This window comes from Magnetococcales bacterium, assembly GCA_015231925.1.
Classification (GTDB): domain Bacteria; phylum Pseudomonadota; class Magnetococcia; order Magnetococcales; family JADGAQ01; genus JADGAQ01.
This window is the reverse complement of sequence record JADGAQ010000008.1, coordinates 36,600-52,510: the sequence shown is the minus strand read 5'-3', so window position 1 is coordinate 52,510 and position 15,911 is coordinate 36,600. Positions and strand designations below refer to the sequence as shown.

General features: G+C 59.5%; 12 protein-coding genes. 4 read left to right on the top strand and 8 right to left on the bottom strand.

Annotated elements, in window-relative coordinates; all coding sequences use genetic code 11:
* Window positions 1-445 precede the first annotated feature (445 nt).
* The 7 genes from purD to HQL56_02115 all read right to left on the bottom strand — a co-directional run bounded on the left by purD (window position 446) and on the right by HQL56_02115 (window position 7,604).
* Window positions 446-1,747: a phosphoribosylamine--glycine ligase gene (purD, locus tag HQL56_02145; GenBank protein ID MBF0308316.1), complete on the bottom strand. Its 1,302-nt coding sequence runs from the start codon at window positions 1,745-1,747 to the stop codon at window positions 446-448.
* Between the two features lie 349 nt (window positions 1,748-2,096).
* Complete coding sequence (locus HQL56_02140; GenBank protein ID MBF0308315.1) at window positions 2,097-2,297, bottom strand: DUF2892 domain-containing protein; 201 nt, start codon at window positions 2,295-2,297, stop codon at window positions 2,097-2,099.
* A 173-nt stretch (window positions 2,298-2,470) separates the two neighbouring features.
* Window positions 2,471-3,091 carry a hypothetical protein gene (locus HQL56_02135; GenBank protein ID MBF0308314.1) on the bottom strand — a complete coding sequence of 207 codons (621 nt, stop codon included), beginning with the start codon at window positions 3,089-3,091 and terminating at the stop codon, window positions 2,471-2,473.
* A gap of 23 nt (window positions 3,092-3,114) precedes the next feature.
* Entirely contained in the window at window positions 3,115-4,722 is a 1,608-nt protein-coding gene (gene purH, locus HQL56_02130; GenBank protein MBF0308313.1) for a bifunctional phosphoribosylaminoimidazolecarboxamide formyltransferase/IMP cyclohydrolase, read from the bottom strand.
* Entirely contained in the window at window positions 4,719-5,969 is a 1,251-nt protein-coding gene (locus HQL56_02125; GenBank protein MBF0308312.1) for an RsmB/NOP family class I SAM-dependent RNA methyltransferase, read from the bottom strand. Before HQL56_02125 ends, purH begins: the two co-directional genes overlap by 4 nt.
* Window positions 5,966-7,015 carry an AI-2E family transporter gene (locus HQL56_02120; protein MBF0308311.1) on the bottom strand — a complete coding sequence of 350 codons (1,050 nt, stop codon included), beginning with the start codon at window positions 7,013-7,015 and terminating at the stop codon, window positions 5,966-5,968. Before HQL56_02120 ends, HQL56_02125 begins: the two co-directional genes overlap by 4 nt.
* Window positions 6,987-7,604 carry a L,D-transpeptidase gene (locus HQL56_02115; GenBank protein ID MBF0308310.1) on the bottom strand — a complete coding sequence of 206 codons (618 nt, stop codon included), beginning with the start codon at window positions 7,602-7,604 and terminating at the stop codon, window positions 6,987-6,989. The genes HQL56_02120 and HQL56_02115 overlap by 29 nt, the downstream gene beginning before the upstream one ends.
* 418 nt (window positions 7,605-8,022) lie before the next feature.
* Between HQL56_02115 and HQL56_02110 the strand changes: the two genes are divergently transcribed.
* The 4 genes from HQL56_02110 (at window position 8,023) to HQL56_02095 (ending at window position 13,463) form a co-directional block, all read left to right on the top strand.
* Entirely contained in the window at window positions 8,023-8,910 is an 888-nt protein-coding gene (locus HQL56_02110; GenBank protein MBF0308309.1) for a 4-hydroxy-tetrahydrodipicolinate synthase, read from the top strand.
* A complete protein-coding gene (locus HQL56_02105; GenBank protein ID MBF0308308.1) occupies window positions 8,903-9,700 on the top strand; it encodes a c-type cytochrome in 798 nt (265 codons plus the stop codon). Before HQL56_02110 ends, HQL56_02105 begins: the two co-directional genes overlap by 8 nt.
* A 12-nt stretch (window positions 9,701-9,712) precedes the next feature.
* Window positions 9,713-10,171 (top strand): SsrA-binding protein SmpB, encoded by a 459-nt coding sequence (smpB, locus tag HQL56_02100; protein MBF0308307.1) that lies wholly within the window; start codon window positions 9,713-9,715, stop codon window positions 10,169-10,171.
* A 310-nt stretch (window positions 10,172-10,481) separates the two neighbouring features.
* On the top strand, window positions 10,482-13,463 hold the full coding sequence (locus tag HQL56_02095; GenBank protein ID MBF0308306.1) for a GAF domain-containing protein: 2,982 nt from the start codon (window positions 10,482-10,484) through the stop codon (window positions 13,461-13,463).
* 81 nt (window positions 13,464-13,544) lie between these two features.
* On the opposite strand, the gene HQL56_02090 is transcribed toward HQL56_02095, so the two are convergent.
* Window positions 13,545-15,581 carry a cache domain-containing protein gene (locus tag HQL56_02090; GenBank protein MBF0308305.1) on the bottom strand — a complete coding sequence of 679 codons (2,037 nt, stop codon included), beginning with the start codon at window positions 15,579-15,581 and terminating at the stop codon, window positions 13,545-13,547.
* Window positions 15,582-15,911: the final 330 nt, after the last annotated feature.

Sequence of the window (15,911 nt, the reverse complement as noted above, 5' to 3'; positions counted from 1 at the left end):
GATTATCCCCCCCGGCGGGGTTCGGGGCAGCGCCCCGAGGTGTTGACGTGGCCTTGGCGGGTCGAAGCTTTAAAGTGAAATGACCAACTCCGAACTGCTGCCAAACCCTGTTACCTCTTCGACCCGCCCGGAGGGGGCAAGGGGAGGGTCTCATCCTCCCCATCCTTGAACGCACCAACAAGACGAAGCCGGGGCCATTCGAACAAAAGAATGACTCTCGAAGCAAACCCGAACCAAGGCGGAATGGGCACGTCCAAAAAGGATGGGGAGGATGAGGCCCTCCCCTTGCCCCCTCCGGCGGGTCGAAGCATTTACCAAGATCGTGCGGGAGATCGGGTTGGTGCGCTTTTCTTCAGGGCTTCGACCCGCTACGTCAACGTCAACACCTCGGGGCGCTGCCCCGAACCCCGCCGGGGGGGATCCCCCGGACCCCCGTATTGATTTCTCAGGCCTGGTCCGGATACTCCTCTTCCGCTTCCCGCGCCACCGCCCGATAACCGATATCCCGCCGGTAATAGGCCTCTTCCCAACGAATGAGACGTACCGCCTCGTAAGCCCGTTGCCGCGCCGCCGTGGCGTTTTCGCCCAGGGCCGTCACCCCCAGCACCCGCCCGCCGTCGGTAACCAGCGTCTGACCCTTCTGGGCGGTGCCGGCATGAAAAACCTGCACATCCTCCAGATTGGCCACCGTATCCAAACCGGAAATCGGCAACCCCTTGCGATACGACATGGGATACCCCCCGGAGGCCATCACCACGCACAACGCCGTGCGCGGATCCCACTCGATGGCGCAATCCGCCAGCGAACCGCCGGAAGCCGCCATCATCAGCGGCACCAGATCGGACTTCATCCGCATCATGAGAGGCTGGGTCTCCGGATCTCCGAAGCGGGCGTTGTACTCCAACACCTGAATCCGCGATCCGTCGATCATCAGTCCCGCATACAGCACCCCGCGATAGGGACGCCCCATGGCGGCCAGGGTGGCCACCGTGGGTTCGATGATCTGATCGAGAACCCGCTGGGTCAGGCGCTGACTCAACACCGGCGCCGGGGAGTAGGCCCCCATGCCGCCGGTGTTGGGACCGGTGTCCCCCTCTCCCAGTGCTTTATGGTCCTGGCAACCGGCCAGGGGAATGACGTTCTTGCCATCCACCAGAACGAGGAAAGAGGCCTCCTCCCCTTCCAGATACTCCTCGACCACCACGGTTTCGCCGGCGCTGCCCAACTCCCGCTGCACCATGATGCGGTTCAGGGTCTCCATGGCCATCGGCAGGGAGTGGCAAACCGTCACCCCCTTGCCCGCCGCCAGACCCGATGCCTTGATCACGATGGGCGCTCCCTGCCCCTGCACATAGGCCCGGGCCGCCTGAATGTCGGTGAATACCCCGTGACCCGCCGTCAGAATGCCCGCCTTGTTCAACACCTGTTTCATGAAGACCTTGGAGCCCTCGATCTCCGCCGCCGCCCGACTCGGACCGAAGGCGGCGATGCCGACCGCATTCAGGGCATCCACCAGGCCCAGCACCAGGGATACTTCCGGCCCCACCACCACCAGATCGATCTGCTTCTCCCTGGCGAAACGCACCAGGGCATCCACATCATCCGCCTGAATGGAGACACATTTGCCCTCCCGAGCCATGCCGGCGTTGCCCGGGGCACACCACAGACGCTCCACCAGGGGAGAACGGGCAATCTTCCAGGCCAGGGCGTGTTCACGCCCGCCACTTCCCACCAGCAAAATCTTCATGCCCATGTCACATCCTTTTCGCCCGTTAGAGCGTGTTAACAATCGCCAGATTTTGGTTCCTGGCAAGGCGCAAGACGGTGAGGAAGCGGAGTGCAGTTCTCCGGCATGAGCATTCCGAACCGGATTGCAACGCCGCCAGGGGCCAAAAGAGGGTGATGGTTAACAGGCCCTGATGTCGAAGCGTTTCCCCGCGATACCAGCATGGCTAAATTCCGCTCAAGAATCCAGGATCCAGGCATCTCCGGGATATTTTGCGAAACCGGCGTGGCAAAGAAAAGGGGGTTGGAAGGAGCGACTCCTCCCAACCCCCTCCGCACGTCGAGGCCTGTGTATCGATACGAGAAAACCCTCAGCGGCTGGTGTCTTCGGTGGAGCAGGTATTGAGGCCAACCAGGGGATAGATGGGACAAAAGCGGATGAATCCTGTCAACAGCGGGATAAGACCCAACCAGGCCCAAGGAGTCTGCAAACCGATGAACGCCTGGGGCAGAATAACAACCCCAATCAAGATGCGGAGGCCACGATCCAGATTTCCAACATTTGCTTTCATTCACTCCCTCCTTTTACGGGAAACGTGGATAGCCAAAATTTTCCAACCTTTCGGGGTACATTGGCGGTTAGAGACAGCGTGAGAAGGAAAGTTCCCGGATGGAGGCAGAGAAAAAAGCAAAGGCGCCCCGTAAACGGAGCGCCTGGGCTGAAACGTGGGGACAGACGGAGGGATCAGTGAGAAGGCGTCTGCCGGTAGGAAGCCGACCGCGCCCGATTGACCGCGATACCGTAGCGACCCTTGGCAAAGATATCGGCGAGGATCTCACCGGCATCGGTCAGGCCGTTGTCGGTGTGGGCCATCTCCAGCAACTGCACACCGTACTCTTCATCCCGTTCCACAAACTTGCCTGCCAGGAAGCACAAGGCGGCATAGCTTTTCTGCGTTCCGCCCATGAGGCTTTCGAGCTGATGTTCCTTGGCATAGCCGGCCGCTTCGCACAGGGGTTTCCAGTCGCGCATCCAGGGAATCCCCGGATCCTTTTTTCCGCTGGGGCTCTCTTCCGCCAGGGAAAGGATCAGGTCATTGATGATCCAGTGTTCCCCTTGACGCAGGGCTTTCATCCAGAGATCCGTACCACTGGCCAACTGCCGGATGCAGCCCCCCTTGCCGGTTATATAGCAGTAGCCCCGTTCGATCTGGGGATAGGCTTCTCCTTTGGCCGCCCGGGTGGAGAGGTCGGACCGGGACTTGAGGCCCTTTTCCCAGGTGCGATAACCGGCTTCGTCTCCCTGCACCCCCATGACGGGAGCCAACAGGAACACCAGCAGAGAAGCGATGGTGATGCGTTTCATTGAGGCCACCTTTGCATGAACAGTCAGTGCCGGAAGTGACGCACTCCGGTAAACACCATGGCCATGCCATGGCTGTCGGCGGCGAGAATGACTTCCTCGTCCCGCACCGATCCGCCGGGTTGGATGATGGCTTTGGCCCCCGCTTCGGCGGCGGCGTCCACCCCATCCCGGAAGGGAAAGAATGCATCCGATGCAAGAACCGAACCAAGAACGGGGTTGTCCGTGCGACCGGCTTCCCGGGCGATTTCCTGGGCCTTCCAAACCGCAATGCGCGAGGCATCCACCCGGCTCATCTGACCGGCGCCCACCCCCACGGTACAACACTCCCTGGCGTAGACGATGGCGTTCGATTTGACGTGCTTGGTCACCTTCCAGGCGAACAGGAGATCCTGCAACTCTTCCGGTGTCGGTTCCCGGCGGGTGACCAGCCGCAGGGAGGCGGGGTCCAGCACATGGCGATCCGCCTCCTGAATCAGCAGTCCCCCCGCCACCCGTTTGAAATCGAATCCCTCCAGACCCGGAGGCACCGCTTCGTCCGGTCCCACCGTTCCCGAAAGCTGCAAGAGGCGCAGATTCTTCTTGGCGCCCAGGACTTCCAAGGCTTCCGCATCGAAACCCGGGGCGATGACCGCCTCCACGAAGGTGCTGGAAATCTCCCGGGCCACCGCACCGGTGATCTCCCGATTGCAGGCGATGATACCGCCGAAAGCCGAAACCGGATCCGCCGCCCTGGCGCGACGATAGGCTTCCAGGATGTCCGGGTTCTGGGCCACACCGCAGGGATTGGTGTGTTTGACGATCACCACCGCGGCTTCCGAGAACTCCTTGACCAGCTCCAGAGCGCCGTTGGCGTCGTTGATGTTGTTGAAGGAGAGCTCTTTGCCCTGCAGCTGTTTGGCCCCGGCCACCACCGAGCCCGAGGCTTTGGGTTGCACATAGAACGCGGCGCGCTGATGGGGATTCTCCCCGTAACGCATCTCCTGGGATTTGCGAAACTGCAGCGTGACGCTGCTGGGAAAGAGATCCGGGGTACCGTTTTCGTCCAGGGAGCAGAGCCAGTTGCTGATGGCCGCGTCGTAGGCCGCCGTGCGGGTGAAGGCTTTGCGCGCCAGGTAGGCGTTGGTGCTTTCGGACATGGCACCGCAGTTCAGCCGCATCTCTTCCAGAATACGATCGTAATCCTCCGGATCGGTCACGGCGGAGACGAAGCGGTAGTTCTTGGCGGCGGAGCGCAACATGGAGGGACCGCCGATATCGATGTTCTCGATGGCCAGTTCCAATACGCACTGGGGATCGGCCACGGTCTTCTCGAAGGGATAGAGATTCACCACCACCATATCGATGGGGCGAATGCCGTGGATCTTCATGTGAACCTGATGTTTGGGATTGTCCCGCACGCTCAGGATGCCCCCGTGTACTTTGGGATGCAGCGTCTTCACCCGTCCGTCGAGCATTTCGGGAAAACCGGTCAGCTCCGAAATCTGCATGACGGGAATGCCGTGTTTTTTCAACAGCTCCGCAGTACCACCGGTCGAGACGATCTTGACATCCAGGGAGGCGAGTCCCTGACAGAATTTTGGCAGGCCGGTCTTGTCGGAAACGCTGACCAGAGCGCGTTTGATGGTGTTCATCGATTGCGATTCCTTGTTGAAGCACGCATCAGAAGTGCAGCAAAAAATCCATCCGTATTGGTAACATGAGGAACCATCCGAAGGAAGGGTTCCCCATTCGGCAACGACACAATCCCGAAGCCAGCCAGTGTCTTCGTTACGGAAACCAGAGAAAATTCCGGATAATCGGCAAGAAAGGAGGATACCACCTTTTCGTTTTCCTCTGCAAACACCGAGCAGGTGGCGTAGACCAGACGACCTCCGGGTCGGACCAACTGAGCCCCCGCCGCCAGAAGCGCTCCCTGGCGCAGGGGAAACACCGCCATCTCCCCCGGATCCGCCCGCCATTTGAGATCGGGATGGCGTCGCCAGGTGCCGGAGGCCGAGCAGGGGGCATCCACCAATACCCCATCCGCTTTTTGCGCAAGTTTCAGTAATTTTTTATCGCGTTCGTGGCGCAGAGGCAAGAGGTGAATAATCGAAAGACCCGATTTCCTGGCCCTGGGAGGCAGGCGTTGCAACCGGTTGAGGGCGGTATCGCAGGCGATCACCTCGCCCCGGTTGTCGAGGAGATCGGCCATCTGCAGGCTTTTGCCCCCCGCTCCGGCGCAGAGATCGACCAGGAGCTGACCGGATTGGGGATTCAGCAGGGGCACGATCAGTTGACTGCCTTCGTCCTGGACTTCGCAAGCCCCCTCCGCGAAGAGCGCATGCCCTTCCAGCGAGACCGGCTGGGGAAAACGCAAACCCCACGGGGACCAGGGGGTGGCCCGGCAGTCGAACCCGGCCTCCTGCCACCGCTCCAGCCAGGTTTGGCGGGTGTGGCGTCGCCTGCTGGGACGCAGATCGAGGGGAGCCGTACCGTTGAGAAAGGTCGCCAGGGCTTCGGCCTGTGCCTCGTCCCGGTCTCCGGCCAGCCGCTGCCAAAGCCAGGAGGGCAGGCTGTGGCGTTGCCAGGGCGTCGGCAAGGTCGAGGCCCGGCGTTGCAGGTCGGCCAGACAGGCCTCCTCCTCACCGGGCGCGCCGTCGGGTTCCCCACCTTGCAGACCAACCAGGGCCGCCAGTTGCCCGGCGGGTTCCACGCCCCCCTCCTCTTCCAGGAGGCAGCGGTGACGCACCACGGCGTAGCAGAGGGTGCGCACCACGCGGCGATCCCGCACTCCCAGTTCGGGATGGGCGCGAAAGTAGGCCGCCAGGGAGAGGTCAAGTGGTCCCGGCTGGCGGAAAAAGGCTTGCAGAAGGCCGATGGCGTGTTCCCGGCGGGTCATGGACCGGTCCGGGGATCCGGGTTGCGCAGCACCTCGAAGACGCTTCTCACCAGGATGGCCAGGGGCACCGCGAAAAAGACCCCCAGCAGGCCCGCCAGATAACCGAAAACCAGCACCGCCAGGATAATGGTCACGGGATGGATCTTCACCGCCTCGCCCAGGATCAGGGGGGCCACGATATTGCCGTCCACCAGTTGCAGGATGCTGTAGGCGATCAGCGGCTTGACCGCCTCGAAGGTCAGGCCCCACTGCACCACCCCCAGCACCGCCACCGGGATGATCACCACCATCACCCCCAGAAAGGGGATCAGGGCGGAGAGTCCGGTGAGAATGGCCAGCAGCATGGCATACTGGAAGTTCATCAAGGCGAAGACGATGTAGGTCACCAGCCCCAGCAAAAGGGTTTCCCAGACCTTGCCGCGAATATAGCCGCCGGTTCCGGCATCCACATCCCGCATGACCCGGATGAGCAGCGTGCGGTTTCGGGGCAGAAAACGCTGCACCGCCACCAGCATCGCCTCCTTGTCCTTGAGGAAGAAGAAGACCAGAAAAGGCACCAGAAAGAGATAGATCAAAATGGAAAACAGTCCCGGCAAACCGTGCAGCAGGTAGGTGACGGTACTGGCCAGCAGATTCTGGGAGGCCTCCACCAGGCGCAACAGGAGATTTTCCACCATGGCCGGATTGACCAATCCTGCCGCATAGGCCGAAAAGCGCACCAGAATCTCCTGCAGGGTGCGATTGATGCGGGGCACTTCATCGATCAACTGGGAAATCTGTTGCGCCAACGTCGGCATCAGTACCAGAAAGAAGAGCAGCAACAGCAGGATGAACAGGCTGAAGACCACGAATACCGCCAGGATGCGGGGAACACGGATGCGTGTCAGGGGGCGGATCAGCCCTTCCAGGAGATAGGCCACCACCAGCGCGGTCAGAAAGGGGCCGATGGCCGGTCCCAGTCCCACCACGACCAGGGTGCCGATGGTCAACGCCGCCAGAAGTCCGGAAATGTGCGGATCAGCCAGGCGCAAGGTCCACGTTTTCAACAGGTTGTCCATTGCGAAGATCTTTACGACTCGTAGGTTGGGCATTCTCCGCCGACAGGATCAGGACCAGGGTAGCGGTATCCACCTGTTCGTACAAGGCGGCAATGTGTTCGGGGTGCATGCGCACGCATCCGGCGGAGACCGGCTGCCCCAGGCGTGCCACGTCGTCGGTGCCGTGGATGTAGATGTAGCGTTCCCGGCTGTCGATGCCCGGGCCCCGGTTGCAACCCTCCTCCAGCCCTTCCAGCCAGAGGATGCGGGTGGTGATCAGGTCTCTTGGCGCTTCCCTGCTCTCCGGCACCACCTCTCCCGTGGGTTGACGGCTTTTGAACACCGCACCCAAAGGTTGGCCCTCCCCATAACAGGCGTGAATGCGATGCAGGCCGGGCGGGGTGCAGCCGCTGTTTTCCCGATTGCCGAAACCGGTCCGGGCGGTGCTGACCGGCCACACCGCGACGACCCCCCGGTGGTCCATGGCAAAGAGCCGTTGTCCCTGGCCCCAGACCACCAGGGCCGGATTCTCTTCCCGCCAGCCACCCGCCAGCAGCTTTTCCCGGGCTTCGGCCACCACGGTTTGCGGTATTGACATCCTTTCCATTCTGTTTCCTTTTAATATTCAATCCTTTAAAAATCAAAAAAAGAAAATGTTCTGTCCTTTGACTTTTCATCTTTTATTTCTACTTGGACGATCCAGGCCGACCAATATTCAGGTTTGCAAGATTCGGGACGAATTAATTTTAATTATCATCATCTAATTAAAATACTTTTTTAAAATCAACGTCAAAAGATAGAACATTTTCTTTTTTTGATACTTAAAAGATAACATATTGAAAGTCAAAAGATACCACAGCTGGTCACGAGAGTAACCCCTTTTCCGGGGAAAATCGATGCCGGGCGTTAATCCCACCCGCAACGCTCAAAACGGGTTGAGATGTGGCAGTGATTCCGCTAGCTTGCTTGATCAAGGGCTCGTTGCGTCCATTGCACCCGTCATGAAGGAACAAGCCATGTTCAAAGGCGTCTTCACCGCACTGATCACCCCCTTCCGGGATGGCGAGATCGACCAGGTCGCTTTGGCCGGCCTGGTGGAATTTCAAATCGCCAACGGCATACACGGCCTGGTACCCTGCGGCACCACCGGCGAATCGGCCACCTTGAGCCACGACGAACACCGCGAAGTCATTCGCCGGGTGGTGGAGCTGGTCGGGGGTCGCGTACCGGTGCTGGCCGGAACCGGATCGAATTGTACGCGGGAATCGGTGGAGTTGACACGCTACGCCAAAAGCGTGGGCGCCAACGGGGCCCTGTTGATCACCCCTTATTACAACAAACCCACCCCCGATGGTCTGGTGGCCCACTACGAAACCATCGCCCGCTCCGTGGACCTGCCGCTGGTGCTTTACAACGTGCCGGGACGCACCGCCGTGGACATGAAGGCCGAAACCGTGCTGCGTCTGGTTCATCTGCCCCAGGTGGTGGGCATCAAGGAGGCCACCGCCGATCTGGAACGGGCCGCGCGCCTGCACGCCGCCTGCGGGGACAGCTTCACCCTGCTTTCCGGCGATGACGGCACCTTCCTGCCCTTCCTGGCCATCGGCGGCCACGGGGTGATCTCGGTCACTTCCAACGTGGCTCCCCACCGCATGGTCAAACTGTGGGAACGCTGGCAGGCCGGAGACCTGTTCGGCGCCCGACAGGAACACGAGGCCCTCTTGCCGCTGCACGCCCTGATGTTCTGCGAAACCAATCCGATTCCCGTCAAAGCGGCGGCAGTTCTGCGGGGGCTGTGTACTCCCGAGATCCGCCTCCCGCTGACCCCTCTTTCCGAGGGCCGTCGGGAAGCCCTGCGTCAGGCCATGGCGCGACTCGGCCTTCTCCCGGAGGGGCATGCCTGACCTTTTCCCTAACCGCCTGCTCCGGAACCTCCTGCTGTCGGCGGGTGCGCTGTGGCTTGCCGAACCCGCCCTGGCCGGCACCGCCGCGGAGGTCGCGCGGGGCAAGCTGCTCGCCGAGGCCTGCCGGGCCTGTCACCATCTGGATGGCAAAACCCGGCAGGGACTGGCCGGTCCCTCTCTGGTCGGCGTTTGGCAGCGGCAGGCGGGTACCGTACCCCACTATTCCTATTCCGAAGGCATGCGGGCCAAAAGTCGGGCGTGCCTGATCTGGAACGGTGAAACCCTGGAGGCCTTTCTCACTTCGCCTTCCAAAGTCGTGCCGGGAACCCATATGAGCTTCAACGCCTCCCTCGGCCCGGCGGAACGCCCCCAGGTGATCGCCTATCTCTCCACCTTGGGCAAACCCCCGGCGGTCAGCCGGTTGGCCTTGCGGCTGCGCGAATCCGCCGAAGGCCATCCCACCCGGGCCATCGATCCCGAGCGGGTGAGCGCCGGACAGGAGGAGGCCCGCAAATGCACCGCCTGCCACGATCTCACCTCCCAGCGCAAAATCCTCATCGGCCCCCCTTTGTGGGGGGTGTGGGGCCGAGCGGTGGCCAGTTCACCGGGATTCTGTTATTCGGAAGCCATGCGTCGTCTGCCTTCCGATCTGGTTTGGAACGAACGTTCCCTCTCCCTTTTCCTGGAAGATCCTCCGGGTATGGTTGCCGGCACCCGCATGCTCTTTACCGGGGTGAAGGCGGAAAAACGCCGCCTGGGGTTGATCGGTTTCCTGCGCACCTTGCAGTAGTGGAGAATACCCATGTCCGGCGTCATCGCCACCAATCGAAAAGCCCATTTCAACTACGAGATCCTGGAATCCTTCGAAGCCGGCGTCATGCTCTCCGGCACCGAGGTGAAAACCATCCGCGCCGGAAAGCTCAATCTCAACGAGTCTTACGGCATCCTGCAAGGGGGTGAGCTGTTCCTCTTCAACGCCAACATTCCCGTCTACAGTCACGGCAACATTTTCAACCATGATCCGGTCCGGTCCCGCAAGCTCCTGGTGCATCGGCACGAGCTGCGCCGTCTCATCGGCGTCACCCGGGAAAAGGGGTTGACGCTCATTCCCCTCAAAGCCTACTGGAAAAACGGCAAGGTCAAGATTGAGGTCGGCATCGGGCGGGGCAAAAAGCTTCACGACAAGCGGGATACCATCCGCGAGAGAGACTGGCAGATGGAGAAACAGCGACTGATGAAAGACAGCCGGGATTCCGATTGAACACCGTCCGATCATGCAGGAAGGAGTTGCAAAACTCCCGAGGTCCTGCCGGGTTATGCTTTTGATCTTTTGACTTTCAATATTTTATCTTTTAAGTATCAAAAAAAGGAAATGTTCTGTCCTTTGACGTTTCTTTTTTTATTCGTTTAGCTAATCAAGACCCATTGCTTCGCCGTTTTGCAATTTGTTCTTTTGACTGAGGAAAAGTCAACGGACAGAACATTTCCTTTTTTTGATACTTAAAAGATAAAATATTGAAAATCAAAATAATTTATTATATCTCGCCGACGAAAAAACCAGGATGAAGAAAATGAAGATGCGTTTTCAAAACTGGGTGATTGTTACAACAACCTCTCTTGTAATTTTGTTATCATCCATCTTCCTGGTCACCGTCTTCGGCAAATTCACCAACATGTCCGAGGAAAACGCCCAGGAGCGCTTCTCCCTCATCGCCCAACAGGCCGTCGGGGAAATCGTCGGCATGGTGCGCCACAACGCCCGCTTCGTCACCACACAAACCCGGGACGAACTGAGTCACTTCGTCGATCACGGTCACATCAACCCCCAGGCGCTCTTCACCTCCTTCGTCAACTCCCTGGAAGCCGATCCAACCCTCTACTCACACTACTTCGGCCTGGAAAATGACGAATTTTTTCAAGTCATCGCCATTCGCGGCGATGTTCGTATCCAAGTCGCTCTGAAAGCCCCGCACAACGCTTTTTTCGCCATGCGCACCATTCTTCGGGAAAACGAAACCAGCCGACAGGAGACTTGGCGCTTCTACGACGAAAACCGCCGCTTTATTTCGGAACGGCAGGATCCGGCCAAATACGCCCCGACCGAACGGGTGTGGTACAAATCCGCCCTCGGTAGCGGCACACTCGCGGTGACACCCCCCTACCTCTTCTCCTCCACCGGAGAGCTGGGCCTCACGGTGGCCGCCCCCCTTGCGGAGCGCACCGGCGCACTGGGTACCGACATCAGTCTGTTCTCCCTGAATACCTTTCTCTCCCAAATCTCCCTGACGCCGAACGGCGCCATTCTCATGCTGGACGGCGACGGGCGCGTGCTGGCTTTTCACAGCCCCGGTAAACTCTTCGACGGCGTGTCGGTAACCGCTTTGACCCCTTTGGAGAAGATCGACGATCCCTTCCTGAAATCCCTGCATACCACCCGCGCCACCGGCGTCTCCGAGGTCACCTCTCTTGGAGAGGGCAGCCGGACCCGGAAATTCGTGGTGTCGCGGCATGTCTCTCCCCCCATCGGTGGTTTGGCCTTCCAGGTGGTCAGCCTGGCGCCCATGAGCGATTTCTCCGAACCCATCGACAAAGCCCGTCAGGATGTGCTGTTCGCCTCCCTGGCCATTTTGCTGGTCCTGCTGCCCCTGGCCCTGCTCGGTTCCCGGCAGGTGGTACAGTCGCTGCAATCCCTGGCCAGCAACTCCGAACGCCTCAAACAGCTCGACTTCTCCACCGAACCCCACAAGCCGGAGTCGTTCCTTTACGAAATCAACGCCCTCGGTGAAGCCCAGGTGGTCATGCAACACTCCATCAAACAGCGCACCTCGGAACTGAAACTCGCCGAAGAAAAACTGGCCCGCCTGGTCGCCAACGGCATTCAACTCGCCCGGGAGCAGGATCGCACCGTGCTGTTGCGCCACATCCTCTTCGGGGCCCGGGAGATTGCCCAGTGCGCCGCCGCCACCCTCTTTCTCAAAACGGAACGGAATACCCTGAGCTTCGCCTTGCGCACCAACGAAGAGCCCTTGCCCGCTTTCGAGATTCCGTTGCTCAATCCCGTTACCGGACAGGCCAACGACAAATTTGTCGTTGTCTATGCCGCATTGAACAATCAGACCGTCATCATCGACGACGTCTATCGGGAGACCCGGTTCGATCTTTCCGGCACCAAGCGGTTCAGCGAGGCTTCCGGCTTTCGTACCGTCTCCATGTTGACCGTGCCCCTTTCGCCGCGCGAAGGGGAGGTGATCGGACTGTTGCAACTGCTCAACGCCCTCGATCCGGTCAGCGGCGAGGTGATTGCCTTCCCCAAGGAGTTGATCGGCTTCGTCGAAGCCCTGGCGGCCCAATCCGCCGTGGCGCTGGAGAACCAGAATCTGATCGAAGCCCAGAAAGTGCTCATGGATTCGCTGATCAAGATCATCGCCAGCGCCATTGACGCCAAAAGCCCCTATACCGGCGGCCACTGCGAACGGGTTCCGGAATTGGCGGTCATGCTGGCCGAAGAGGCCACCAAGGTTTCAGAAGGCCCACTGGCCTCCTTCCGCTTCGTCACCGAGGACGAATGGCGGGAATTCCGCGTCGGGGCCTGGCTGCACGACTGCGGCAAGGTGGTTACCCCGGAGTATGTGGTGGACAAGGCCACCAAGCTGGAGACCATCTACAATCGCATTCACGAAATTCGCACCCGCTTCGAGATCCTGTTGCGGGATGCCGAGATCGGACGGCTGCAGGCCATCGCTGCCGGAGAGACGATCGAACGGGCGACAGCGGCATTTGAGGTACGCAAAAAGCAATTGCTGGAAGATTTCGCCTTTGTGGCCGAATGCAATATCGGTGGCGAATACATGGACCCCGGCAAGGTGGAACGATTGGAACGCATTGCCAGGGAGACCTGGTGGCGTCATTTCGACGATCGTTTGGGACTCTCCCACGAGGAACTCAAACGCTACGACCGGATGCCGCGAGCGACGTTGCCGGTGGAAGAAACGCTGCTGGCGGACAAGCCGCACCATCTTCTGCCCCGTGGAGAGGATGTGGCGCTGGATCCGAAGTACGGTTTTCAGATCAACGTGCCCCCGAATCTCTACAATTTCGGCGAACTGTACAACCTGCGCATTGCCCGGGGCACCTTGACCGACGAGGAACGATACAAGGTCAACGAGCATATCGTTCAAACCATCGTGATGCTGGATCAAATGCCGTTTCCGAAACATTTGCGGCGGGTTCCGGAGTATGCCGGCACGCATCACGAAACGTTGACCGGCAGCGGCTATCCACGAAAACTGACCCTGGAGGGGCTTTCGGTACCGTCGCGCATCATGGCCATTGCCGATATTTTCGAGGCGTTGACGGCTTCGGACCGGCCTTACAAGAAGGCCAAGACCTTATCGGAGTCGGTGAAGATCCTCTCGTTCTTCAAGAAGGATCGGCACATCGATCCCGATTTGTTCGACCTGTTTCTGACTTCGGGAGTGTACCGGCGTTACGGGGAGCATTATCTCCTGCCGGAGCAGTTGGATGAGGTGGATATCTCCCGATATGTCGGGTAGGGAAAGAAAGTTACGGCTCTACGGGGTGCGGAAAGATTATCCCCTCCGGACCCCCGTATGCCTGAACAGATACCTTTTCCCCTACACCTTGAAACGGGAGATGATCACCTGCAGCGTCTCCGACACCTTGGCCAGACCCCTCGCCCGCTCCGTCAACTCATGCCCGCTCTTCTCCAATCCCCCCGCTGCATCCCGCAACTGATTCGCCTCCCCGGAAATATGCTCCGAGGTATCGCTCGCTTCCTCCACCAACCGGGCGATGGAGTCCGTCTCGGACGCCGCCCGATCCACCTGCTCCTTCACCCCCTCGATACCCATGAAGGCATCCGCCACACTTCGCGTCACCTCCCCGATACCTTGCGAAATCTCCGTGACGCTGCGGGCAATTTCGTTCATGCCCGAGGTCGATTCCGCCACCCGCCGCGTCACCTCGCCCGTCTCCTCCGAAACCACCACCATCGACCGGGAGATCTCCTCCGTCGCCCGACTCTGCTCATCCACCGCGAACAGAATCTCCCCATTGGCCTGGCTGATGGCATCAATGGCCTGAGTCACCTCGGAAACCGCATGGGTCACCCGCAGTGCATTCTTGCGAATGCCATCCACCTTGCTGCTGATCAACTGCGTCGCTTCCGCCGTTTGACTGGCCAGGGTCTTGACCTCGTTGGCCACCACCGCGAAACCACGTCCCGCCTCCCCCGCACCCGCCGCCTCGATGGCCGCGTTCAACGCCAGCATGTTGGTCTGGGAGGCGATGCTGTTGATCACCTTGACCACCTGACCAATCTCCTGGGTCGATTCCGTCATCTGCTCCACAATCTGGAAGTTGCTCTCCGCACGCTGTCGCGCCGCCTGGGACTGGTCATTGGCCATCTGGCACCGCGTGCGCACATCCTGAATCGATGCCGTCAACTGTTCCACCGAAGAGGCCACCGTGTTGACATTCGACGCCGTGCGCTCCGCCGCATCACGCACCTGATTCATGGAGTTGTCCGCCTGCTCCGTGGCGGAGGCCACCGTGCTCAAGTTGACGCTGGCCTGCTCCGCCGCTGCGGAAATGGTCTGCATGTTGACCCGGGACTGCTCCGTGGCGGCTACCACCACCTCCATATTTTCGTTGGCGCCCGAAGCCGACTGACGAATATTCTGCATGGTGGTGCTGAGTTGCCCGGTCGCGGACGCCACCGTGCGGCTCTGCTGACTCAACTGCTCCGATGCGGCGCCGATCGATTGGGAAACCCCTTTCAAACCGGTAGCGGTCTCCTGCAAATGGATCGATTCGCCGACCAACTGGGCAATCAAACCCCGCAATGCATCCGCCATCCGTCCGAAAGCCCCGGCCAACTGCCCGATTTCATCTTTGCTGGAATGAAGGTGGGTCGCGGTCAAATCCCCTTCGGCCAGACGATCCGACAGGACGACGATCTCCTGCAGCGGCACCACGATGCTGCGCCCGATCACCATGGCCAAACCACTCAAAATCACCATGGCGATCAGCAGGTCGATCAGATCATATCGGGCCTCCTGCCAGAAAATGGTCTCCACGTCGTCGATATAGATTCCCGCCCCGATGATCCAGCCCCACGGTTCGAAACCCGCCACGTAGGAAATCTTGGCCACGGGATCCTTGGCGCCCGGCTTGGGCCAGAGATACGGCACAAATCCCGCTCCCTGTTTCTTCACGGTCTCCACAAAAGCGATGAACAACTTTTTGCCGGCGGGATCCTTGAAGTCGCCCAGATCCTTTCCGTCCAGCTCCGGCTTGATGGGATGCATGACCATGCGGGGCTGCATGTCATTGATCCAGAAATAGTTGTCCTTGTCGAAACGCAACTCCCGGATGACCGCCAAAGCCCGGCTCTTGGCCTCTTCCGCACTGATCTCACCCCGAACGGCCTGTTTGTGGAAGTGGCTCAGAATGCCGGCGGTCGATTCCACCAGATCGTGAACCTTGTCCTCCCGACCCACCATCAGTTGGGTATGAAGCGAGCGCAGCAGAAGCAGGCTGATAATCGCCATGGACAACAGGGAGAGAATGACCAGCAGCGCCAGTCGCCAGCGAATGCGCATGTTCCCGAGAAGGGCTGAGATGTTCCGGGAAGAGGAGGCCAAAGACATGGGATACTCCTGAGGTACGAGGGCGATGCAACACTTCTGCTATTTTGACTTTTAATATTTTGTCTTTTAGAAAGTAAAAAATGAAAGTGTTCTATTCTTTTGACTTTTTAATGGTCATTTGTGCAAATTCCTCGTGACTGTTCTGGAGGGATTTTGCCTTGGGCTCAAAGATAATAGAAAAGTTAAAACTACCCATTGCCTCGTCCAAAACCAGGTTCCAGCCAGTTGGGAGCTGAATAAAATATCCCCTCCCTCTGGGAAAGGGAGGCTGAACAGATATGACACGTCAACGGACAGAACATTTCCTTTTTTTGATACTTAAAGGATAAC

Bases quoted from the DNA above. Each gene is read 5' to 3' on its own strand.
- purD (MBF0308316.1), bottom strand. From the start codon at position 1,747: ATGAAGATTTTGCTGGTGGGAAGTGGCGGGCGTGAACACGCCCTGGCC.
- HQL56_02140 (MBF0308315.1), bottom strand. From the start codon at position 2,297: ATGAAAGCAAATGTTGGAAATCTGGATCGTGGCCTCCGCATCTTGATT.
- HQL56_02135 (MBF0308314.1), bottom strand. From the start codon at position 3,091: ATGAAACGCATCACCATCGCTTCTCTGCTGGTGTTCCTGTTGGCTCCC.
- purH (MBF0308313.1), bottom strand. From the start codon at position 4,722: ATGAACACCATCAAACGCGCTCTGGTCAGCGTTTCCGACAAGACCGGC.
- HQL56_02125 (MBF0308312.1), bottom strand. From the start codon at position 5,969: ATGACCCGCCGGGAACACGCCATCGGCCTTCTGCAAGCCTTTTTCCGC.
- HQL56_02115 (MBF0308310.1), bottom strand. From the start codon at position 7,604: ATGTCAATACCGCAAACCGTGGTGGCCGAAGCCCGGGAAAAGCTGCTG.
- HQL56_02110 (MBF0308309.1), top strand. From the start codon at position 8,023: ATGTTCAAAGGCGTCTTCACCGCACTGATCACCCCCTTCCGGGATGGC.
- HQL56_02105 (MBF0308308.1), top strand. From the start codon at position 8,903: ATGCCTGACCTTTTCCCTAACCGCCTGCTCCGGAACCTCCTGCTGTCG.
- smpB (MBF0308307.1), top strand. From the start codon at position 9,713: ATGTCCGGCGTCATCGCCACCAATCGAAAAGCCCATTTCAACTACGAG.
- HQL56_02095 (MBF0308306.1), top strand. From the start codon at position 10,482: ATGAAGATGCGTTTTCAAAACTGGGTGATTGTTACAACAACCTCTCTT.
- HQL56_02090 (MBF0308305.1), bottom strand. From the start codon at position 15,581: ATGTCTTTGGCCTCCTCTTCCCGGAACATCTCAGCCCTTCTCGGGAAC.